The sequence below is a fragment of the Aeromonas sp. XH genome (assembly GCF_033348475.1).
Taxonomy (GTDB): Bacteria; Pseudomonadota; Gammaproteobacteria; order Enterobacterales; family Aeromonadaceae; genus Aeromonas; species Aeromonas sanarellii.
The window spans coordinates 2258646-2279332 of sequence record NZ_CP137630.1 but is presented as its reverse complement, the minus strand read 5'-3'; the positions used below and the strand labels follow the sequence as shown (position 1 = coordinate 2279332).

General features: G+C 60.8%; 21 protein-coding genes and 1 pseudogene. 14 read left to right on the top strand and 8 right to left on the bottom strand.

The window, feature by feature from the left end:
• Positions 1-171 precede the first annotated feature (171 nt).
• The 7 genes from R2B70_RS10600 to R2B70_RS10570 all read left to right on the top strand — a co-directional run bounded on the left by R2B70_RS10600 (position 172) and on the right by R2B70_RS10570 (position 5532).
• A complete protein-coding gene (locus R2B70_RS10600) occupies positions 172-1365 on the top strand; it encodes a methyltransferase (RefSeq protein ID WP_318161425.1) in 1194 nt (397 codons plus the stop codon).
• A gap of 196 nt (positions 1366-1561) precedes the next feature.
• Positions 1562-3007, top strand: a complete 1446-nt coding sequence (locus tag R2B70_RS10595) for a chitinase (protein ID WP_318161424.1) — start codon at positions 1562-1564, stop codon at positions 3005-3007.
• 122 nt (positions 3008-3129) lie between these two features.
• Positions 3130-3501, top strand: a complete 372-nt coding sequence (locus tag R2B70_RS10590; RefSeq protein ID WP_318161423.1) for a VOC family protein — start codon at positions 3130-3132, stop codon at positions 3499-3501.
• A 174-nt stretch (positions 3502-3675) separates the two neighbouring features.
• Positions 3676-4074 carry a GFA family protein gene (locus R2B70_RS10585; protein ID WP_216990312.1) on the top strand — a complete coding sequence of 133 codons (399 nt, stop codon included), beginning with the start codon at positions 3676-3678 and terminating at the stop codon, positions 4072-4074.
• A 29-nt stretch (positions 4075-4103) separates the two neighbouring features.
• Positions 4104-4313, top strand: a complete 210-nt coding sequence (locus R2B70_RS10580) for a DUF4287 domain-containing protein (RefSeq protein WP_209792468.1) — start codon at positions 4104-4106, stop codon at positions 4311-4313.
• A gap of 71 nt (positions 4314-4384) precedes the next feature.
• On the top strand, positions 4385-4996 hold the full coding sequence (locus R2B70_RS10575) for a histidine phosphatase family protein (RefSeq protein ID WP_318161422.1): 612 nt from the start codon (positions 4385-4387) through the stop codon (positions 4994-4996).
• Positions 4997-5121: 125 nt separating this feature from the next.
• Complete coding sequence (locus R2B70_RS10570) at positions 5122-5532, top strand: SRPBCC domain-containing protein (RefSeq protein WP_318161421.1); 411 nt, start codon at positions 5122-5124, stop codon at positions 5530-5532.
• Positions 5533-5573: 41 nt separating this feature from the next.
• Here R2B70_RS10570 and smrB read toward each other — a convergent pair whose 3' ends face one another.
• Positions 5574-6098 (bottom strand): endonuclease SmrB, encoded by a 525-nt coding sequence (gene smrB, locus R2B70_RS10565; protein ID WP_209792461.1) that lies wholly within the window; start codon positions 6096-6098, stop codon positions 5574-5576.
• 82 nt (positions 6099-6180) lie between these two features.
• Between smrB and prmB the strand changes: the two genes are divergently transcribed.
• Positions 6181-7116 (top strand): 50S ribosomal protein L3 N(5)-glutamine methyltransferase, encoded by a 936-nt coding sequence (prmB, locus tag R2B70_RS10560; protein WP_042075606.1) that lies wholly within the window; start codon positions 6181-6183, stop codon positions 7114-7116.
• Positions 7117-7132: 16 nt separating this feature from the next.
• Positions 7133-8221 carry a chorismate synthase gene (gene aroC / locus R2B70_RS10555; RefSeq protein WP_209792459.1) on the top strand — a complete coding sequence of 363 codons (1089 nt, stop codon included), beginning with the start codon at positions 7133-7135 and terminating at the stop codon, positions 8219-8221.
• A 74-nt stretch (positions 8222-8295) separates the two neighbouring features.
• Here aroC and R2B70_RS10550 read toward each other — a convergent pair whose 3' ends face one another.
• Entirely contained in the window at positions 8296-9108 is an 813-nt protein-coding gene (locus R2B70_RS10550; protein WP_412055144.1) for a substrate-binding periplasmic protein, read from the bottom strand.
• Positions 9109-9415: 307 nt separating this feature from the next.
• On the opposite strand from R2B70_RS10550, the gene R2B70_RS10545 reads away from it, so the two are divergent.
• Positions 9416-10816, top strand: coding sequence for a DEAD/DEAH box helicase (locus R2B70_RS10545; RefSeq protein ID WP_318161420.1), 1401 nt, complete (start codon positions 9416-9418; stop codon positions 10814-10816).
• Positions 10817-10934: 118 nt separating this feature from the next.
• Here R2B70_RS10545 and R2B70_RS10540 read toward each other — a convergent pair whose 3' ends face one another.
• Positions 10935-11321, bottom strand: a complete 387-nt coding sequence (locus R2B70_RS10540) for an MAPEG family protein (RefSeq protein WP_318161419.1) — start codon at positions 11319-11321, stop codon at positions 10935-10937.
• A 152-nt stretch (positions 11322-11473) separates the two neighbouring features.
• On the opposite strand from R2B70_RS10540, the gene R2B70_RS10535 reads away from it, so the two are divergent.
• The 4 genes from R2B70_RS10535 (at position 11474) to R2B70_RS10520 (ending at position 15595) form a co-directional block, all read left to right on the top strand.
• Positions 11474-11665, top strand: a complete 192-nt coding sequence (locus R2B70_RS10535; protein WP_318161418.1) for a hypothetical protein — start codon at positions 11474-11476, stop codon at positions 11663-11665.
• Between the two features lie 285 nt (positions 11666-11950).
• Positions 11951-14026 carry a DUF637 domain-containing protein gene (locus R2B70_RS10530; protein ID WP_318161417.1) on the top strand — a complete coding sequence of 692 codons (2076 nt, stop codon included), beginning with the start codon at positions 11951-11953 and terminating at the stop codon, positions 14024-14026.
• A gap of 76 nt (positions 14027-14102) precedes the next feature.
• Positions 14103-15005 (top strand): PoNi-like cognate immunity protein, encoded by a 903-nt coding sequence (locus R2B70_RS10525; RefSeq protein WP_318161416.1) that lies wholly within the window; start codon positions 14103-14105, stop codon positions 15003-15005.
• A 158-nt stretch (positions 15006-15163) separates the two neighbouring features.
• Positions 15164-15595 (top strand): hypothetical protein, encoded by a 432-nt coding sequence (locus tag R2B70_RS10520; protein ID WP_318161415.1) that lies wholly within the window; start codon positions 15164-15166, stop codon positions 15593-15595.
• Positions 15596-15700: 105 nt separating this feature from the next.
• Here the strand turns inward: R2B70_RS10520 and R2B70_RS10515 are convergent.
• From R2B70_RS10515 to cra, 5 genes and pseudogenes are all read right to left on the bottom strand, one after another.
• Positions 15701-16689 (bottom strand): annotated as a pseudogene (locus R2B70_RS10515) (integrase core domain-containing protein).
• Between the two features lie 144 nt (positions 16690-16833).
• Positions 16834-17517: an RES family NAD+ phosphorylase gene (locus R2B70_RS10510; RefSeq protein ID WP_318161414.1), complete on the bottom strand. Its 684-nt coding sequence runs from the start codon at positions 17515-17517 to the stop codon at positions 16834-16836.
• A gap of 8 nt (positions 17518-17525) precedes the next feature.
• On the bottom strand, positions 17526-17930 hold the full coding sequence (locus R2B70_RS10505; RefSeq protein ID WP_318161413.1) for an MbcA/ParS/Xre antitoxin family protein: 405 nt from the start codon (positions 17928-17930) through the stop codon (positions 17526-17528).
• Between the two features lie 252 nt (positions 17931-18182).
• The gene (locus tag R2B70_RS10500; protein WP_318161412.1) at positions 18183-19376 is read right to left on the bottom strand and encodes an aromatic amino acid transport family protein; all 1194 of its coding nucleotides are present in this window, start codon (positions 19374-19376) and stop codon (positions 18183-18185) included.
• A 302-nt stretch (positions 19377-19678) separates the two neighbouring features.
• A complete protein-coding gene (gene cra / locus R2B70_RS10495; RefSeq protein WP_209792449.1) occupies positions 19679-20683 on the bottom strand; it encodes a catabolite repressor/activator in 1005 nt (334 codons plus the stop codon).
• Between the last annotated feature and the right edge of the window lie 4 nt (positions 20684-20687).

The following is a 20687-nucleotide window of genomic DNA, read 5'->3' as shown; positions in this document are numbered from 1 at the left end:
TCCGTTTATAGGGGTAAAGCGGCCCGCCGTGGCGGGCTGCGCGAATGAGGGGGCGGAATATAGCACAAATCCCTGCTCTTTGTCAGGCTACCGGAGACCCACGGGCGAGTGCTTTTTGACGGCAGATCGCTAGAATAAGCCTCCCTTTTTGCGCCAAAGGACAGGTTCACCGTGCTGGCCCACCGTTTTCGACAACTGGACTGCTTGCTCACCGACGAGCGACGCTGGTGGCAATACCAGCCCTATCACCACCTGGGGCTCGCCTTTGCCAGCGAGGTGCCAGCTCTTGCGAAGTGCCTGGAGACGCTGAGCCTGGAGGAGATAGCGCGCCTCGATGGCGACATGGACGCGCTCTGCACCCTGCTCGCCCCCTGGATCCCGGCGGGGGCCGAGTTGCAGGCCCTGAGCGAACTCGCCGACTTCGTCCCCGAACCCGTCCAGTGCGCCAGGACCATGGCGATGTACATGCCGGGGCGCAAGCAGGCGCAGATAGAGGCCTTCACCGGCTGTCTGCCCCCCCACCCGGGCCCCTATCTGGAGTGGTGCGCCGGCAAGGGGCATCTGGGGCGCCTGGTGTCGCTGCACCGTGGCGCCGACATCCTGAGCCTGGAGTGGCAGGGGGCGCTCTGCGAGGAGGGGCGACGGCTCGCCGCGCGCGACGGCGCCAGCATGCAATTCGTGGAGGCGGACGCCTTCGCCGCCGAGTCCGGGGGGCTCATCGCCCCGCACCATCACGCCATGGCGCTCCATGCCTGCGGCGATCTGCACACCCATCTGCTGGCGCGGGTGGCCGAGGGGCGCGCCCAGGGGGTGACTCTCTCCCCTTGTTGTTACCACCTCATCAGGGGAGAGCGCTACGCGCCCCTCTCCCGGGCCGCCAGGGCCAGCGCCCTGCGCCTTGGCAAGAGCGACCTGAAGCTGCCGCTGCAGGAGACGGTGACCGGCGGCGCCCGCATCGCCCGATTGCGGGAGCAGGAGGTGGTGTGGCGCCTCGCCTTCGACTGCCTGCAGCGCCGGGTACGCGGGGTGGATGAGTACCTGCCGGTGCCCAACCTGCAAAAGAGCCTGCTGGCGGGGGGCTTCGAGGCCTTCTGCCACTGGGCCGCCGAGCGCAAGGGGATAAGGTTGCCGACGGGGCTCGACTACGCCGCCTTCCTGGCACAGGGGGAGCGACGTTTTGGCGATGTCGCCCGCATGGAGCTGGTGCGCCACCTGTTTCGCCGCCCCCTCGAAGTCTGGCTGCTGCTCGATCGCGCCCTCTTCCTCGAGGAGCAGGGCTACCGGGTGGAAGTGGGTACCTTCTGCCCGAAACCCATGACCCCGCGCAACCTGCTGATCCGGGCGGTGCGCGCCGGCGGTGTCTGAGCAAGACCCCTGACCGGCGCTGGCGGCTGCGCCAACAAGACCATGGGCCGGGGCTGGATATCCCTGCTAAACGAGCGCCATCTGAGTGCTGGGTGGCATGGCTCACAATTTCGCCAAATTCTTAATTCTTGTCGTGAATTTAGTTGTGCGGATGCCTATGCTCGCCCTGACATTTTCAAGACAAGGATGCTTACCCATGTTCATGCTCACGCGCACCATCTGCCTGGTTGCCCTCGTCTGGGCGCTGCCCGGCCAGAGCGCCATGACAATCCAGCCCGATCCCCAGAACAGCGGCGGCTATGTGATCGCCGCCGCCGATCTCGCCAGTGCGGCCCAGGTGAAGACTGCCAACCCCATGTACGGGCTCTGGGCCAAGGCTCTGGCCACCCGGCCCAATACGGTGGTGGAGGCCATAGTGGCGCGAGCCCCCGGCAACCCGGACAACGTCAAGCGAGTCGAGCGGGTCTTCACCGAATCGGACTGGGAGTTCCTGACCCAGATGGCCGCCCCGGAGTACACCTACGAGCGCTTCCTGCGGGCGGTGGGCAAGTTCCCCGCCTTCTGCGGCGACTACACGGACGGGCGCAATGCCGACGTCATCTGCAAGAAGTCCATCATCACCGCCTTCGCCCACTTTGCCCAGGAGACCGGCGGTCACATCGCCAGGGAAAATGTCTCCGACAACCCCCTGGGGCTGGAGGAGTGGCAGCAGGCGCTGGTGCACGTGCGGGAGATGGGCTGGTCGGAAGGGCAGACCGGCTACACCACGGGGTGCGGCCAGAATGACTGGCAGAACAGGAAATGGCCCTGCAGCACCGGCCAGGGGTACTTCGGTCGCGGCGCCAAGCAGCTCTCCTACCACTTCAACTACGGCGCCTTCTCCGAGGCCATGTTCGACGGCGACGCCACCGTGCTGCTGAACAACCCCGGCCTGGTGGCGGACTCCTGGCTCAACCTCGCCTCCGCCATCTGGTTCTTCCTGACCCCGCAGGCCCCCAAGCCCGCCATGCTGCACGTGATCGACCGCACCTGGGTGCCCTCTCAGCGTGAGCTGGCGGCGGGCATCGGCTACGGCTTTGGCACCACCATCAACATCATCAACGGCGGCATCGAGTGCGGGGAGCAGAACAGGGACAAGGGCCAGCCGGTCAACCGCATCCGCTACTGGGAAGGGCTGGCGGCCCACTACGGGATCCCGCTGCTCCCGGACGAGAAGAACACCTGCTGGCAACAGACCCCCTATGGCAGCCTCAACCTGAACGGCGCCACCGACGTGCTCTACACCAACTGGGACGGCAACTGGAAATACTACCCGGACAGGCCGGGCGGCTACTCCTTCGAGTGCGAGCTGGTGGGATTCCAGACCGCCTACTCGGCCCTGGTGCCGGGGGACTACGAGAAGTGCGTGACCAACTTCTACGGCTCCCACGCCAGCTGGCCCAAGGTGCGGGTGGTCGCACAGCTGGATCCGGCACCCGTCGATCCCGGCACGCCGCCGGTGGACGGGGTGCCTGCCTGGGAGGCCGGCAAGGTCTATACCGCGGGCAACAAGGTGAGCCACAAGGGGGTCATTTATCAGGCCAAGTGGTGGACCCAGGGCAACGAGCCTGGCAAGGGGGATCCCTGGGCGCCGGTGACCTGAGAGTCAGTACAAGAGCAAGCACCCCAGGGAGGCCGCGCGCCTCCCTTGTTGATCGCCGCGCTGGCTTGCTGCGCCTCTTTTGGCACTGATAGAGTGCGGATTCACACCGAGGGAGGATGACCATGAACATCGCCATTCATTTTGAAATTCCGGTACAGGATCTGGAGAGAGCCATCCGCTTCTACGAAGCGGTCTTCGACCTTGCTCTGGAGTCGGTCGAGATCGATGGCAACGAGATGGCGCTCTTCCCCCTGCATGAGGGGCAGGAGGGGAGTTCAGGCGCTCTGGCGAAAGGGGAGAGCTATGTGCCGAGCCTGGATGGCACCCGGATCTATCTGCAGGTGCCTGACATCGAGCGGACCCTGGGGCGGGCGCTGCAGTTGGGTGGGGAGTGTCTCTACCCCGTGACCCGGGTGAGCGAACAGATCCGGGTGGCGGAATTCAGGGATTGCGAGGGCAACCGCATCGCCTTGCAGGAGATGGGGCGAACCTGACTCATCAGGGGCATGGTGCCATGAACGGGATGGGACCATTCCCCGCCTTGAGCCTGGTGACGCTACTCAAGATGGTCAGTTGCCCCTTCCTGGTTTGCGTGCTACTTCATCGGGTGCGGCAAGGAGCCAGGATAGTCTTGATTCCGTCTGCCGCCCCAACTCTCAGGAGGCATCATGGAAGGTCATTGTCTGTGTGGCGGGATCACCGTCTCGAGCGGCGATCACAAGGAGGTCAACCTCTGTCACTGCACCATGTGCCGGCGCTGGTCCGGCGGACCCATGTTCGCGGTACACGGCGGCAAGGAAGTGCGCTTCACCGGGATAGCCCCGGTGGCCTACCGCTCGTCGGAGTGGGCGGAGCGCGGCTTCTGTCCCACCTGTGGCACCCATCTTTTCTACCATCTGCTGCCGACGGACGAGTACATCCTCTGTGCCGGGCTGTTTCAGGAACAGGTGTTCGAGCTTACCGGGCAGATCTTTATCGACGAGAAACCCGATTTTTATGCGCTCAAGAACGACACCCCGACCCTGACAGGGCAGCAGGTGTTCGAGCAGTTCGCCCCCAAACCCTGAGCCTGTGGTTACCCCGAGGAGAAGCCATCATGGATGAACAACAGAAGGTGAGGGGGCCTGCCTCCTATTTTCCCGCCATCGAGCAGAAGTACGGCCAGCCGATCGCTCACTGGCTGACCCTGCTGGCGGGGCGGGAGGAGCGCAAACACATGGCCCTGGTGGCCTGGCTCAAGGCCGAGCATGCCATGGGGCACGGTCATGCCAATGCCCTGGTGGCCCATTTTTTGGCGCAGGGCTGAACCCCGTCTCGGCCCTGATCGCTTTCGGGTGTCAGGGCTGTCGACCACGGCTGATGAAGCAAGGATGGAAGATGGAACTGGTGGTGATCCGCCATGGACAGACTCAGGCCAACGCCGAGGGACGTTATCTGGGAGCACTGGATATCGGGCTTAACGAGATAGGGTGGGAGCAGGTGGCAGCGCTGGCCCAGGATCTTGCCAGAGAGGTGCCGTTTCAGCGTTTGTTGACCTCCCCTTTGTTACGGGCGAGGCAGAGCGCGCTGCGGATCTCCTTGGCACTGGATCTGCCCATCAAAACGGTTCCTGCATTTCGTGAACGCCATGTGGGGCTGTTCGAGGGGCTGACTCAGACAGAGGCGAGGGATCGATACCCCGAGTTGTGGGCGCGCAACATCACCCGACGTTGGGCTGAGGGGCCGCCCGGCGGTGAGTCGCTGGATGCGGTGATAGTGCGGATTTCCCAGGGCTTGGCCGAGTTGGTGCATGACTACCCTGGTGAGCGGGTATTGCTGGTGGCACACGGGGTGGTGGCCAAGGTGATCCGCGCCCTCACGAGAGCAAGTTTTGACGACTTCTTCGAGTGGCAGTTGCATAACGGCGGCAGATTGGTGGTCAAGCTGGACTCGGCTCAGCCACCGATATTTTACCATCGTCCCACAGGGCAGGATGAGCTTCGCTATTGACTAAGGCATAGCCGAGTCGTTCAGCTGGCGCCTTACCGGTGAGATCAGGGGGCCGGCTTTGTATTGCAAGAGAAAGTGACCGCTTGGCCGGAGTGCCGGTCAGGCCTTTTGCACAGGAGTGTGAGATGAAGATAAGCGTCAGCGTATGGGTCGCGCGGCCGATTGACGCCGTGTGGCAGGGCTGGAACACCCCCGCCAGCATCATGGCGTGGAACGCCGCCTCCCCCGAGTGGCACTGCCCCAGCAGCCGGGTGGATCTGCGGGTGGGTGGGCGCTTCTGTCACCACATGGCGGCCAGGGATGGCAGCATGGAGTTCGACTTCGAGGGCACCTTCACCGAGGTCACGGCGCCGACGGGGCTCGGCTATGTCATGGACGATGGCTGCGAGGTGAGCGTGCGGTTCGTGGCAGAGCGGGGCGGTACCCGGGTGGAGGAGGCGTTCGATGCCGAGTCCCTGCACAGCGGCGAGCAGCAGCGGGCCGGCTGGCAGAGCATACTCGACCACTTCAAGCGGCATATGGAAAGCGCGCCCTGAGGCGCGCTTTTCGATCCGGTGGATGGGGGCTGATGCGACCTTTACTCTTCGACATCCAGCAGCACCAGGATGGCGCTCTCGCCCCCCCACTCCCGCGGCGCCTGGTGAAAGGCGCGCACATTGGGGTGCTGGGCCAGCCAGCTCGGGATGCGCTGCTTGAGGATGTGCTTGCCGATGCCGTGCATCACCGAGGCGACGTGAATGTTCTCCTTTTGGCACAGGGTCAGCAGGGCCGCCAGCTCCTGCTTGGCCTGGTGCTGGGTCATGCCGTGCAAGTCGAGGTAAATTTCCGGCGGATAGCTGCCGCGCTTGAGCTTTTTCAGCTCGAATTTTGACACGTCTTCGCGCACGTAACGGGTCGGTCCGTCCGCCTCGAGATGGGGCTGGTACTCGTCGCTGAAAAAGTGGTCAACCCCAAGCTTTTCGCGGCTTTCCCGCACTTCGCGTTTCTGCTTGACCGGGCGCAACTCGGCCCTTATGGTATCTTGCCTAATTTTCCGGGTACCTTTGACCGCATCGCGAAACAGCAGGCTTTCCTCGTCTGTGGGGGAGGGCGTTTTTTTCATCAGAGACTCGTTTTTTAGAGATGCGTCTTGCCCGCTATACAGTGGGTGCTCGGGCCGGATATTACTCGACTTGGAGGTGGATTTGGACAAGATATTTATCGATGAGGTGGTTGCCGAGATGCACACCATCCAGGACATGTTGCGCTGGGCCATGAGTCGTTTCAACGACGCCGGGATCTTCTACGGACATGGTACCGACAACGCCTGGGATGAGGCCGTGCAACTGGTGCTGCCCGCGTTGCATCTGCCGCCGGACGTGGATCCCGCCATGCGCCACTCCCGCCTGACCACCAGCGAGCGTCACCGCATCGCCGAGCTCATCATCCGCCGGGTGCAGGAGCGCATTCCCGCCCCCTACCTGACCAACAAGGCCTGGTATGCGGGCTGGGAGTTCTACGTGGACGAGCGGGTGCTCATTCCGCGCTCCCCCATCGCCGAGCTGGTGGCCAACCGCTTCGCCCCCTTCCTGAAAGAAGAGCCGACCCGGATCATGGATCTGTGCACCGGCTCCGGCTGCATCGCCATCATCATGGCCCACGAGTTCCCCCACGCGGAAGTGGATGCCATCGACATCAGCGTCGATGCCCTCAACGTGGCCGAGCGCAACATCAACGATCACGGGCTGGAGCAGCAGGTCATCCCCATCCGCTCCGATCTGTTCCGGGATCTGCCGGCGGGTGACAAGTACGATCTCATCGTCTCCAACCCCCCCTATGTGGATTCCGAGGACATGTCGGATCTGCCGGAGGAGTTCCGGCACGAGCCTGAGCTGGCCCTGGCGTCGGGCTCCGATGGCCTCAAGCTCACCAAGCGCATCCTGGCCAACGCCGCCGATTTCCTGAAGGATGACGGCGTGCTGGTGGTCGAGGTGGGCAACAGCATGATCCACCTGGAAGCCCAGTTCCCCGAGGTGCCCTTCACCTGGGTCGAGTTCGAGAACGGCGGCCACGGCGTCTTCGTGATGACCCGTGCAGAGCTCGAGCAGTACCAGGCCCATTTCGCGATTTACAAGAACTAAGCAGCAAGGAGCATCCATGGCAGGGAACAGTTTTGGCCAACTCTTTCGGGTCACCACCTTCGGCGAGAGCCACGGCCTGGCGCTGGGCGCCGTGGTCGACGGCTGCCCGCCGGGGCTCGAGATAAGCGAGGCGGATCTGCAGGGGGATCTGGACAGGCGCAAGCCCGGCACCTCCCGCTACACCACCCAGCGCCGCGAGGCGGACGAGGTGAAGATCCTCTCCGGGGTGTTCGAGGGCAGGACCACGGGTACCTCCATCGGGCTCTTGATCGAGAACACCGATCAGCGCTCCAAGGACTACTCCGAGATCAAGGACCTGTTCCGCCCGGGCCACGCCGACTACACCTATCACCAGAAGTACGGCCAGCGCGATTACCGTGGCGGCGGCCGCTCCTCCGCCCGTGAGACCGCGATGCGGGTCGCGGCGGGGGCCATCGCCAAGAAGTACCTGAAACAGGTGCACGGCATCGAGATCGTGGGCTTCCTCTCCCAGCTCGGCCCCATCAAGGCGGAAGGGTTCGACGAGAGCCAGATCGAGCAGAACCCCTTCTTCTTCCCCGATGCGGGCAAGCTGGAGGCGCTGGATGAATACATGCGTGCCCTCAAGAAAGAGGGCAACAGCGTGGGGGCCAAGGTGTGCGTGGTGGCGCGCAACGTGCCGGTCGGCCTGGGTGAGCCGGTGTTCGACCGCCTCGACGCCGACATTGCCCACGCCATGATGGGCATCAATGCGGTGAAGGGGGTCGAGATCGGTGACGGCTTCGCGGTGGTGGAGCAAAAAGGCTCCGAGCACCGGGACGAGATGACCCCGAGCGGTTTTGCCAGCAATCACGCGGGCGGCATTCTGGGTGGCATCTCCTCCGGTCAGGAGATAGTGGTGAGCATGGCGCTCAAGCCCACCTCCAGCATCACGGTGCCGGGCAAGACCATCACCACCAGCGGCGAGGCCACCGAGATGATCACCAAGGGACGTCACGACCCCTGCGTCGGCATCCGTGCCGTGCCCATCGCCGAGGCCATGCTGGCCCTGGTGCTGATGGATCACTTGCTGCGTCACCGCGCCCAGAACCAGGGCGTGCACACCCAGACCCCGCAGCTGCGCTGATCGCGCAGAGGTCAGGGTGAGTGATCACCAGAGACGACAAGGCGACCCCAGGGTCGCCTTTTTGATGGGGCTGGTTAAGAGCCTCCGTCGTCAGGGGGCGGGGTGGCATCGAGGCGGCACTCCGGCGTGGCAAAGGCGGGGCTGGGCGGGGGCAGGGTGGCGATGGCGGCATCGATGCGGGCCAGGGTTGCCTCGCTCACGGCTTCCCTTGCAAGCATCAGGCTCACCGGCTGCTGGTGCAGCAGCACCTGGCACTGGGTGAAGCCGCTTGCCCCGAGCTGTTCGAGCCTGTGGTGGGCGTGTTGCCACTCCATGATGACGCCGTCGAGGCGACGCGCTAGCAAGAGGGTGATCAGCCTGTCGTCCGAGTTGTATTCGGTTGCCTGCCTGAGGGCGGGGCACTCCTCGCTCAGGGGCAGGGGGCGGGTGCCCCGCAGCTTGCCAAGGTGCAGCCCAGTCGTTTGGCACAGATCCGTCAGCCGCTCCAGCCCTTGCCAGCGATCGGGTTCGCCCGGCCCGGGGCGATGGCTCAGCAGCACGAAACTGGCGCGCCGGTAGGGGGCCGAGAAGCGGGCGAAACGCTCCCGCTCCGGGGTCTTCAGGGCGCCCATGGCGACATCCAGCTGCTGGCGCTCCACGAGGTGCAGGGCCCGGGCCCAGGGGAGGTTGCGAAAGGTGGGGTGAAGGCCAGCCTCGCCCAGGATCCGGCGGGTCAGGGTCACGTCCAGCCCGCCGAGTTCGCCATCGGCCTCGATCTGGCTGAAGGGGGGCCAGTGGCTCCAGGCCACCGACAGTGTCTCCCTGGCGCTGAGCGGCAGGCTCAGGACGAGGGGCAAGGCGAGAACCAGCATGCGCCGGATGACGGTGGGGGTGAACATCCTTCTCAAGCAGAACCTCCTGTTCCGTGTGTTGCGCCGCCCTCTCCATCATGTGCAGGGGCCCAGATCCATACGGCCGCATTTTCGCCATTCTGCCGTGCCCTGACCGGCTTTTCCACCCGTGCTGGGAGGCCCATCACATTTTCCTCGTGTAAGTGCGCCAACTCCGTTAGACTGCGCCTCTATTCTTTCCCCTTTGCTCTGCTCCCCGGGGAAATCGTGTTTTCTCCATAGGCCCGGATCCTGTGAGATGGCATCGGCTCAGCAGAGGAGCCCCACCACAAAACCCCGGCGCCCCTATCCCTAGCAGGTAACTATGAGTTTTACTTCCCTCGGTCTGGCCGAACCCTTGTTGCGTGCCGTTGCCGAGCAAGGCTACGACACCCCGTCTCCCATCCAGCAACAAGCGATCCCCGCCGTCCTAGCTGGCCGCGACCTGATGGCCGCCGCCCAGACCGGGACCGGCAAGACCGCAGGCTTCACCCTGCCGATGCTGCAGCGTTTGACCGAAAGCAAGCGCAAGGTCTCCCCCAATCGCATCCGCGCCCTGGTGCTGACCCCGACCCGCGAGCTGGCCGCCCAGGTGGGCGAGAGCGTGCGCAATTACGGCAAGCACCTGCCCATTCGTAGCCACGTGGTCTTCGGCGGCGTGAGCATCAACCCCCAGATGATGGCGACCCGCCGTGGTCTGGACGTGCTGGTGGCCTGCCCGGGCCGCCTGATGGATCTCTACAACCAGAACGCCGTGAAGTTCGACGAGGTGGAGATCCTGGTGCTGGATGAAGCGGATCGCATGCTCGACATGGGCTTTATCCGCGACATTCGCCGCATCCTGGCCCTGCTGCCGAAGAAGCGCCAGAACCTGCTGTTCTCCGCCACCTTCGCCGACGAGATCCGCGAGCTGGCCACGGGCCTGCTGGACAACCCGGCGGTGATCGAAGTGGCCCCGCGCAACAGCACCGCCGAGCGCATCGAGCAGCTGGTGCACCCCTGCGACAAGGCCAACAAGATCGCGCTCCTGAGCCACCTCATCTCCAGCAACGACTGGCAGCAGGTGCTGGTGTTCACCCGCACCAAGCACATCGCCAACCGGGTTGCCGAGAAGCTCGAGAAAGACGGCATCAGCGCCGCCGCCATCCACGGCAACAAGAGCCAGGGCGCCCGTACCCGCGCCCTGTCCGGCTTCAAGGACGGCAGCGTGCGGGTGATGGTGGCGACCGATATCGCGGCCCGTGGCCTCGACATCGACAAGCTGCCCCAGGTGGTGAACTTCGAGCTGCCGAACGTGGCGGAAGATTACGTGCACCGCATCGGCCGTACCGGCCGTGCCGGCGCCGCCGGTCATGCCATCTCCCTGGTGGCGGCCGACGAGGGCAAGCTCATCAAGGCCATCGAGCGGTTGACCAAGCAGAACATCCCCTGCGAGCAGGTGCCCGGTTTTGAGGCCTCCCGCGAGACGCTCGATAACATAAGCCGCGGCATAGGTGCGCCGCTGCGCAAGGAGCCCCGGGATCCGAGCGAGCAGCGCCGTGCACCCCGTCCGCAAGGTCAAGGCCAGGGCCAACGCCAGGGCGCCGGCCGCTCCGGTAATGGTGTCAATGCAGGCGGTGGTCGTGGTGGCAACGGCGGCAAGCCCCAGGGCGGTGCCCGTCCGGAAGGCGGTGCAGCCAAACCGGCCCAGGCCCGTCGCCCCCGCCGCGCCAGCCATAACCAGTAAGCGGCTCGGGAGCCAGGCTCCCCGGCTGTTCGGTTGTTAAAAAAGCCCCGCCAATCTGGCGGGGCTTCTTTTTTTGGTGAATCGGGTTTTGGTGAATCAGATGTTGGCAGTGAAAGAGTCAGGGGAGCAGGGGGGTGATCAGGATATGGGCCGCGCTCACCAGGATCACCGTGAAGGTGAGCCCCATGCCCAGTACCCTGTAGCGGAAATTCTCCGGCGTGCGGCTCATGCCAAAGGCGTGGCAGAGGCGGGCAAACAACAGGGTGGCTCCCAGCAGATGGACTAGCCAGGGCGTGTGGCCGGAGGCTTCGACAAAATAGATGAGCAGCAGCGCGAGGGGGACATACTCGGCAAAGTTGGCATGTACCCGCATGACTCGCAGCATGGCGGGATCATCCCCGTGCCCCAGCGCCACTCCCTGACGGCGGCGGGTGCGAATGGTGCGTACGCTGAGCAAGACAAAGAGCAGGGCGAGCAGGGCCGCGTAGATGGGCACTATGGTCATGGCATCTGGCTCTCGAGTGGATGTGTTTGCCTGGATATTGCTTAGCGCCTCAATGGCTTGCTTCTGAGGGTCGCAGCAAGATGTGGTGAGTTGGCGAGAAACCCAAAGCATCATTGCCACCCTTTCTGCTGTTTGTCAGCCAGTGAAAACGTATGGTCTATACCTTTACCGATTATCTGATGCTGGTGGACTGGACCGGTCGCTCCATCAGAGCAGACAAGCGTGGCCATATTTCGGCTCATCTTGCTCCCATCCTGGCGCGGTTGGGGCTGAATGAGATTCGCTGGCTGAAGCGAGTGACGCTGCTTCAATGCCAAAGCATCAGAGTGGTGGGTGACAGGTGATCACTAGATCGCACAATCTGGGACTATTGCAATTTACCCGGCATTGCGGCCAACGGTGCTGTCACCAGCCGCTACTTTGATGCGTCAAATCCTGCTTTATTTCAAATTCAGATATTTCTCTGGTGTCGGTCATGGTCTGTCTAAACAAGGGGCTCCAACTCATTCTGGTCAGTTTGTCTTCCCCGCGCATAACCCTGACATCGACATCCATCACAGCATAGATAACCAACCAAGACGCACTACTCAGAAAGGTAGTAAAAAGGTGGGTGTCCTAAGTACTTCGACTTGTTGACCGCCACCGATGAACACTTCTATCGCAAGGATGAGAAGAAGAGCGGTGTCATGGTGAAGATGTCCGGCAATGGCACCAACAGCACCACAGAACGCCAGAACCAGTTGGACGGGGCCGAGATCAACATCACCGCGGGTCAGGGGGTGTTGTTGCAAGTGGGCCAACGTGAAGGTGAAAGCCTACAGGCACGGCTGGATACATTGGCGACGCAACCCGGTATGGCTTGGGTGGAACAAGTACGTACCATGCCGGGCGTACAGATGGAGGCAGTGCAGGAAGCGTATGAGCAGTGGAGCTATAGCCAGCAAAGTTTGAGTCCTGTTGCTTCAGCCATTATTGCCATTGCCTTGGCTGTTGCAACAGGAGGGGCCGGCGCCTTGGCGATGGGGGCAGCTGAAGGAACGGTCTCGGCTGCAATGGCCAACGCGGCGTTTAGTACCTTGGTCAGCCAGGCGACAGTTTCCACGATCAATAACGGTGGCAACCTGGGTGCGGTACTGAAGGAGATGGGCAGCAGTGCCAATATCAAACAATTGGCGACTTCGGTGGCTAGTGCAGGGGCGTTGCAAGGGCTGGACAATGCGATGGGGTGGGCGCAAAAGGCTAATGCAGCCAGCCAGCCTGCCACATCCGACCTACTTTCCTGGGATACCTTCAACCGGGTGACGAGCCACTCAGCCGTAACTGCAGGCATTAACACCACCATCAATGGCTCCCACTTTGCGGATGCGTTTAAAGCCAGTTTGCTCTCCAATATTCAGGGGGAAGTGGGTAAGTCCACCGCCAACTGGATAGGGGATCAAGGCATTAAATTTGATGCTGCCAACAGCCCGTTGGCAGAGGCAGGAAAAATTGCCGCTCATGGGATCACCAGCGGGGCCATTGCCGAGATTACCGGGGGCAAGTTCGCTGCAGGCGCTGCAGGCGCTGCAGGCGCTGCAGGCGCTGCAGGCGGTGCCATGTCGGAACTTGCCAGTAACTGGAGCTTGAGTGCATTTGGCGGTAACGAGGAGTATCAGGTCGCGCTCAATAAGGTGTTGGGTGGGTTGGCGGCAGTAGCCGTCACTGGGGATGAAAATGACTTCGATACCGGTGCTGACCGGGCGGAGACGGTGCATAGGTATAACTACCTCAGCCACCAACAAAAGGCACAAAGAGATAAAGAGTTGTCTAACTGCACCACCCCCCAAGCCTGTTTGCAAACTCGGGTTAAATGGGCTGCTATCGATCTGGGACAGGATGGGAGCTTTGCGGCGGGAATGGCTGCGGGAGTACCTGCCAGTCTGTATGAAACGGCTGAAGGGATAGTGAAAGCAGCCAGCAGCCCCATAGAAACCCTTGATGCGCTGAAGGCACTGTTTAACAGTGGTGATGCATTGGGAAAAGTCTCGGATGTAATGAAGCAATCTTACATTGCACGGATCGAGAAGCTGAAAGCGGAATACCAAAAAGCCGGGGCCAGTGGCTCATTCAATGTAGGCGTTGAAAGCGGTAAGCTGGTGACCGATATCGCGAGTCTGGTTGCTGGCGGTGCCGGTTTGGCGAAAGGTGGGGCTCTGGTTGTCACTAAAGTGACGGGCAAGGCCACTTCAGTTGCTTTGGATGCGTTAGGCGGAGGGCTGACCAGTTATGAGTTGCTGGTCAAAAATGGTGGCACATTTGCCAGCAATGGCCGTCCTCTGATGGATTTTCGGACGTTAACCAATGCGCAAAAAGGGGTAATTGGCGATTTGTTGGGTTCGCAGAAGATCCAGCAGGCTATCCCTGGTGCACAGGAAATCGGCCGAGTTCCCGGAGTGGGTCAAACTGGTATTGATGGTTTGTACATAATCGATAAACCGGGTGTGGATTATCTTGTGGTGGAGTACAAGTTCGGCTCGTCAAAACAAGGGATGACCAAGGATGGTTTACAAGGGAGTGATGGTTGGCTATTGGGTAGTAAGACTCATTACAACCGAATATTAGAGTCAGCTGGAAAAAATGAGCGCTTAGCCGACAATATAATTAAATCAATGGATGCAGGTAGAATAGAGAGGTGGTGGTGCATACGGATCCTCATGGTAGGGTGACTGTTGGTATTATGGGCAAGGATGGGAAACTTATTTCAAATCCCGATGTGTCATCAAAAATAATATGGAATAAGAAATGATTAGAGCGGCTGAAGGAAGTCAGCATTACTGGGATGAGTGGGTAATTTATGGCGATGAGTCTATAGCTGATTTTTTTAGTCAGAGCTGTTTGCCATCAGAAAATAAAGAGTATAGGCCTCAATTTTTATTTGAAATAGTGAAAAAAAATTGGCACGAAATACTTCGCCGCTATTCACGAGGTGATGGCATTAAAGAGCTGGCCCAATATTTTCCGCCCTTGCTAGACGCTTGGGAGGAGTCCGAACGATTGGGCCGAGACGTTTTTACCGAGCAACAGCAATATACTCGTCATGCTTGGCAAGTAAACCTTGACCATTATATCGTCTGCTTCTGGCTTGTTGGATTGGCGTTGGCGTTGGATATTCCCGATGAACAGTGGCAACGTTTACTGGCGTTGATTGGCAATGAGGGTGAGGATGCTTTGCTTGATCGAGTGATCGCCAGCCGCCAGCAAGGGCGAACAATTGGCGAAGCGCTCTGCCACCCCAAGCCTTATCAGCGGTTACTTAACGCCATAGATGCTCCCGTAGAGCAACAGCCGTGTCTACTGGCTGAGTTTGTTGAAAACTGGTACCGAGAGCTGGACCGCCCCGCTAAACCGGGGAATGCACCAGCCACTGCTATGTATGAGCGTCCATATTGGTATACCTACGGCGATCAGAATTTTGAGGGAGGCGCATATTTTGGACGGTGGTGTGTAGAGGCCGTTGCAGCAGTCAAAGCATTTGGATTGGATGATAGTTTGTGCCTTGGCCATGAACACTACCCTGGCGATTTATTGCGCCCAGATGGGCCTAGCACTCACCCAGTACGTTCAGATGTTGAAACTCAACCGGAAGCATCTCCTCCTGCTACTACTCCAGCTAAAAACTGGTTCAAGAAGTTGTTAGGGCAGTAAGGGCGTATTGGAACACACATCTTTTTGAGACGCAATTCTGGGACAGCCACCATTTTGTTGAGAGAAAATATGATAAAGCGTGGTTATGAACCAGCTAAGGTCGATAACGCTATAGGTCTAATTATTGAAAGGAATCGACAAATAGGAGTTATTAAATAATGTTGATGTGGAGTGATTTGATTGGGGTTTTAGGTCGTCAGATAATGAGTGGCGAGTTTATCAATGTTTCTCAGAAACTTAATGAGTTGCCTATTATTGATAGTAGTGTTTTGGGCGACCGAGATTATTACTCTTTTTACAGGTCAGGTGTTTTAATTTTGCTGGAGGATAGTTTGATAAGTCAAATTAGTCTGTACATGCAAGCTTCCGAAGGTTTTTCTGTATATGCCGGAGAGTTACCCTTACCTGCTTATGGTTGTGAGTCAGATTTCATCCAGTTATTTGGAACGCCTTCGGCAACTGGAGGTGGGAGGGGGGATGCACTTTTAGGTTATATCGAGCGATGGATAAAATACCGAGTAGATAATTACATTCTGCATCTTCAGTTTGATCGGAGTGATCAGTTGTCTAGAGTGACATTAATGCAGTAAAGATTCCGCGCAAACAAGTAACTTAGCTATGGATTGGACCGGATATATATACAGATTGTACAGATCTAGTTATCACCTGACACCGGCATCAAACCGGTGTCTTGCTTATTCTATTTCATAGCACACTTCCTTCAGTATCAATTTCAGACCCTTTTTGAACATGGAGTGGGGGGTCTGCCCCTCCATCATCCTGCCCTGATGTGGCCGCTGGGTGTTGTAGTGTTCTAGGTAGCTATTCAGGTCTGTTTGCATCTGCTCAATCTACTCATACCAGGTTGTCCGCCCCTTGATACGGAAGTGTTCATCCAGCAGTGTGCGATGCAGCCGTTCGATAAAGGCGTTGCTTTGCGGCCTGTGTTTATTGGTTGTCCGCTATTCAATCCCCTCAAATTGCAGGAACAGCTCGTAGGGATAATGGTCAGGGTGCCCACAGAACTCGCGCCCGTTGTCCCACATGTGCTTCGTGAGCCTCGAAGAATGGCAGCACCGTTTCGTTGAGCACATGAACCGAGCTCACCGGCAGCTTGCTGGTTTAGAGCCGTCCCTAAGCCTGGCGGCTGTAGCAGCCCAACTCCCTTGAGCGCCCCTATCGACGCCACCAGTTCCCCGGTGTAGTGGACCTCAATCTGGCGTTCGCGAAACTCGGGGCTGAAGCGCTCGAGCAGGCGAATCTGCTCGTCATTGAGCTCAATCGTCTGCTCCCAATGGGTTTTCTCGAGGCGCAACAAGCGATCCTGCTTGGAGAGCAGGTCGTGACGTTGCCACACGTCACGTATCCCACCGGCACTGGCGTTGATGCCTTGCAGAGCGAGCTCTTGCGCCACCCGCAGCGGGCCGTGAGTAGGCTTGGTGAGGGAGTAATCGAGGATAGCCTGCTCAATCTCGGGATCGACCTGGTTGGGATGAGCTCCTTTACAGCCGGACAGTTTGTCGAGCAAGCCCTCGGCGCCATAGGTCTGGTAGTTACGGCGGATTTCGTAGAACTGCTGGTGGCTGTAGCCGATGAGCTTGCAGGCTTTGCTGACGTTATTGAGCTCTTTGGAGAGCTTTAGCAGGCTGAGTTTGCGACGTGTTACTTTCTCGTTGGTGGTCATACGGTGACTCCAGATAACACGGTAGGGGTTCCGTTTTGTTATCCGGTTTGAAACCGTATGACCACTCCCTTTTGTGGGCAACTACCAGGTGAATACCATCTCCATACACCCATTAAATTGGCAGGATTTTTATGTTTTGGGTGGTTATTCCCCGTAGAGCCTTATCTCGAGCACATTGGCGATGGCGCTGCCGTTCCAGTGGTATTCCAGATGCTGGGTCTGGTGAATTTTGGTGATGAGGCGGGGGCGGTAGAGCACATAGCAGTCGTGGCCGCTGTGGCGCACCGAGCGATAGTGAATGCCGTCCGCCCCGCCGTGCCTCTGCTCCCGGGCGAAGGCCTGGGAGTGGCCATAGTCGGTGGCGTGATAGAGGGGGGAGGCGAGGTAATCCTCCCCCCGGATATCGACGAGACGGGCGCAAAACTCGGTGTGCAGCACCCGCATCTGCAGCTTCTGGGGCGGTTCATTGGTGTAGCCGAAGATCCGCTCCTGGTGATAGACGGTCTCTTTCACCGCGGTGTCGAGCAGGGGGGCGCAGTAGTAGCCGCCGAAGTCCCCCGTGGTGAAGCGGGCCCCCTCGGGATTGAGGTGGGTGAAGGCGGCCATCACATAGCTACCGCCGGCCAGCCCCACCAGCCAATCCTCTTTCGGCACTCGCGCCAGCTCCCCGGCCTCTTCCCGCAGGCGATCGTTGGTCAGGGCCTCGACGGCCCAGACCGCCTCCAGCTCGTCCGCGTTGGCCACGTCCTCATAGAGGCAGATGGGGGGATAGCGGCTCGGGATGATGCGAAAGGCCTGCTGATCCAGTAGCTCGCGCGATGGCGGCATCGCGGACATCAGGCCATGCCTCCGCGCCAGGCGTGCAACCGGGTGGCCACCTCATAGAGATCGGCGACGCGACCCCCCTGCATGACGTCCATGGCGCTGCGCCCGGCGAAGAAGGGGTGGCTGTTGGGCTTGCGCACCCAGCCGTAGATGCTGTCATCGACGCTGAACAGCACCCGCAGGCTCTTGTGGATGTTGAGGATGTAGCTCATCCGCTCCTGCAGATCGGCGCTGAGACGGATGCCACCGCTCGCCTCCTTGTACTTGTTCAGAGTCGAGCGGGAAGAGATGCCGAGCAGCGTCAGCTGTTCATCCGTGCTGCACCGCCATTTGTCCAGGATGCGGAACACCACCGGCAGCGCCTTGCTGGGATCGACGGCATTGTCCCGGTGAGTGGCTTGTGCTGTGGCGACCATGGCTCCTCCTTATGGGTTGCATCGGGGCGAACCTCGGTGTGGGTTCGCCTTGTTCTCAGTATGGTGGAGTTGTCCATATATGTACATACATATGGCATTTTGTTCATATCGGGACGCGGATGGAGAGAGTGAAAGCAGAGAGTGGAGGCAGAGGGACAAGGACCGGCATCCCGCCGCAGGGCGGGCAAATGGCGAGAGGCCCCGCCAACCCGGTTGGCGGGGCCTCTCGCGAGCCGCAGGGAAAGTCGCGGCTTAGAGCGCGGGCAGCATGCCGAGGCTGACGCTGACCTGGACGCCGACGATCAGTACCCCCATGGCACCGGCCAGACCCAGGGCCAGCACGCCGCCCGGAACCCGGTAGTGGTGGGGCTCGGCTTGCTTGCGGCTCTGCCACACTAGGGCCACCGGCAGCAGCACCGCCAGCACCGCCAGCGCGATGGCCGCGTAGCCGAGCGCCATGATGAAGCCCTGGGGGAAGTAGAGGGCGAACAGCAGCGGTGGCACGAAGGTGATGAGACCGGTCTGGGTGCGCCCCTGCCAGTTGTCCTTGCGTTGGGTCACCTTGGCCATGAAGTCGAACAGCCCCAGCGTCACCCCGAGGAAGGAGGTGGCGAGCGCGAGATCCGCAAAGAGGTGCATGGCCTGGTTGAAGGCGGGCCAGTTCACCAGGTTGCCGACGCTGGCGAGCAGGCTGTCCAGGGCGCCACCGGTCTGGATCAGGGATTGCTGGCCCAGCAGCCCCAGGATCGCCACCTGCCACAGCACGTAGAGGATGAGGGGGAGGGCGGAGCCCCACACGAAGACCCTGCGTAGCTGCCTGGGGCAATCGCCCAGGTAGAGCATGACGCTGGGGATGGAGCCGTGAAAACCGAAGGAGGTGAAGATCACCGGCAGGCCCGCCAGCAGCAAGCCCTGACCGAGCGGCATGGCAAGCAGGTGTTGCCCCTCGGCGCGCGGCAGCAACAGGGCCAGTACCCCCACCATGATCACCAGTTTCACGGTGAACATCAGGCGGTTGAGGTAATCCACCTGTTTGGTGCCGACGCAGACCATGCCGCCGAACAGCAGAGTGAAGGCCCAGGCCGCCTGCTCCTGGCTGACGCTCATGCCGGCATCGGTCAGGGCCTGAACCAGCAGGCTGCTGCCGCCGCTGATGTAGGCGGAGGCCAGCGCGTAGAACAGCATCAGGATGCAGAAGGAGGCGATGCGCTTGCCCCAGGGGCCGAGCAGGTGATCCGCCAGCTGGTGCAGGTACCACTTGCCGGTGTTGAGGCTGGCTTCCACCTGCAGCATGGCGGTGAAGGCCATCAGGGCCCAGAGGCCGACCATCAGCAACAGGGTGGCGGGGCCACCCAGGGACGAAGAGGCCAGCGGCAGGGCCAGCATGCCGGCCCCTATGGTGGTGCCGGCGATAAGCAGGGTACAACCGAGAGTCTTGGTGTTCATAGTATCCATCCGGGATTGAGAAAAAGAGTGCCAGGGCAAGGAAGGGGGCGCCTCCGGGGTCGAGGCCGGAGGCTAGCAATATCGGAGTGGAGACATCGTTACGAACAGCCGCAGGTTGTAAAACAGGGTTGCCAACTTAACGGATTAAAATATCGAAAACAAGCGAGATTGCGCGAGTGTTCTGCTGTGAAAGGCAAAAAGGTGGAAATAAAAGATGACAGTTCGGCTATGGCCGTGGGGCGGCGCTGTGGGGCCAGCATGACCGAAGGCGACCCTGTCGCCCCCGGCGTCTGCGCCCCGGCCTAGCGGCGGCGTTTCAGGGTGCGGCTCACGTAGTGCAGGCCGGCGCGGTAGGTGCCGTTGATGGCCTCGAGGGCCAGGGTGAGCGCCTGGCCGGCCAGGGCGTCATGTTGTTGGGGCAGGGAGTTGATGCCAAAGGGGAGGAAGTCGAGCAGGCGGTCATCCCCGAAGGTGGCCATGGCGATCCGGCTCATGTCGCTCTCCTGTCCCAGCTCTCTTTCCAGCAGATAATCGAGCACCCCCTCCATCAGAATGTAGGAGGTGGTCACCAGGGCCTCGGGCAACTGGCCGAGTTGCCGGTGCAACGCCTTGATCAGGCGATACCCCTCGGCGCGGGAGAACTGCGCACCTTCGCAGATGTGGGCCGTCAGGGGGCTGGCATGGCTGGCCAGGGCCTGTTCGAAGCCGGCGCGTCGCTCATGGCTGATCGTGAGGGTGGGCAGGGCGGTGATCAGCGCCACATGGCGCAGGGCGGGGCTGAGCAGGGAGGCGGTGAGATCGAAGCTAGCCTTCTGGTTTTCGCTCGCGACGGTGACGAAGTGATCGGCGCTCATGGCCCGGTCGATGGCGAGGATCTGCACCCCCCTGGTCTGCTGTTCCAGATAGAAGGGATCCGCCGGGGGCAGGCAGCTCGCCACCAGCAGTGCATCCACATGACGGCTGACCAGCATGCGGGCCAGCTCCTTCTCGGTGTCCGGTTCGTCTTCCGAGCAGACGATCAGCAGCTGATAACCCTGGGTGCGGGCCCCCTGTTCGAGGCGCTTGGCGAGCTTGGCATAGCTGGCGTTCTCGAGGTCGGGCAGGATGAAGCCCAGTGTCCTGGTCTGGCCGCCACGCAGGGAGGCGGCACGGCTGTCCGGCTGATAGTTGTGGGCATGGACCACGGCCATCACCTTGTCGCGGGTGGCCTGGCTGATGCGGTATTGATCGGCCTTGCCGTTGATCACATAGCTGGCCGTGGTACGCGAGACACCGGCCAGCGCGGCGATTTCATCCAGTTTCATCATATTG

Excerpts from the sequence above, each read along its gene's own strand:
- R2B70_RS10510 (WP_318161414.1), bottom strand. The coding sequence starts at position 17,517 with ATGCCGCCATCGCGCGAGCTACTGGATCAGCAGGCCTTTCGCATCATC.
- smrB (WP_209792461.1), bottom strand. The coding sequence starts at position 6,098 with ATGAAAAAAACGCCCTCCCCCACAGACGAGGAAAGCCTGCTGTTTCGC.
- cra (WP_209792449.1), bottom strand. The coding sequence starts at position 20,683 with ATGATGAAACTGGATGAAATCGCCGCGCTGGCCGGTGTCTCGCGTACC.
- R2B70_RS10585 (WP_216990312.1), top strand. The coding sequence starts at position 3,676 with ATGGAAGGTCATTGTCTGTGTGGCGGGATCACCGTCTCGAGCGGCGAT.
- R2B70_RS10540 (WP_318161419.1), bottom strand. The coding sequence starts at position 11,321 with ATGACCATAGTGCCCATCTACGCGGCCCTGCTCGCCCTGCTCTTTGTC.
- R2B70_RS10545 (WP_318161420.1), top strand. The coding sequence starts at position 9,416 with ATGAGTTTTACTTCCCTCGGTCTGGCCGAACCCTTGTTGCGTGCCGTT.
- R2B70_RS10590 (WP_318161423.1), top strand. The coding sequence starts at position 3,130 with ATGAACATCGCCATTCATTTTGAAATTCCGGTACAGGATCTGGAGAGA.
- R2B70_RS10535 (WP_318161418.1), top strand. The coding sequence starts at position 11,474 with ATGGTCTATACCTTTACCGATTATCTGATGCTGGTGGACTGGACCGGT.
- R2B70_RS10525 (WP_318161416.1), top strand. The coding sequence starts at position 14,103 with ATGATTAGAGCGGCTGAAGGAAGTCAGCATTACTGGGATGAGTGGGTA.
- R2B70_RS10575 (WP_318161422.1), top strand. The coding sequence starts at position 4,385 with ATGGAACTGGTGGTGATCCGCCATGGACAGACTCAGGCCAACGCCGAG.
- R2B70_RS10570 (WP_318161421.1), top strand. The coding sequence starts at position 5,122 with ATGAAGATAAGCGTCAGCGTATGGGTCGCGCGGCCGATTGACGCCGTG.
- aroC (WP_209792459.1), top strand. The coding sequence starts at position 7,133 with ATGGCAGGGAACAGTTTTGGCCAACTCTTTCGGGTCACCACCTTCGGC.
- R2B70_RS10500 (WP_318161412.1), bottom strand. The coding sequence starts at position 19,376 with ATGAACACCAAGACTCTCGGTTGTACCCTGCTTATCGCCGGCACCACC.
- R2B70_RS10505 (WP_318161413.1), bottom strand. The coding sequence starts at position 17,930 with ATGGTCGCCACAGCACAAGCCACTCACCGGGACAATGCCGTCGATCCC.
- R2B70_RS10520 (WP_318161415.1), top strand. The coding sequence starts at position 15,164 with ATGTTGATGTGGAGTGATTTGATTGGGGTTTTAGGTCGTCAGATAATG.
- R2B70_RS10595 (WP_318161424.1), top strand. The coding sequence starts at position 1,562 with ATGTTCATGCTCACGCGCACCATCTGCCTGGTTGCCCTCGTCTGGGCG.
- R2B70_RS10580 (WP_209792468.1), top strand. The coding sequence starts at position 4,104 with ATGGATGAACAACAGAAGGTGAGGGGGCCTGCCTCCTATTTTCCCGCC.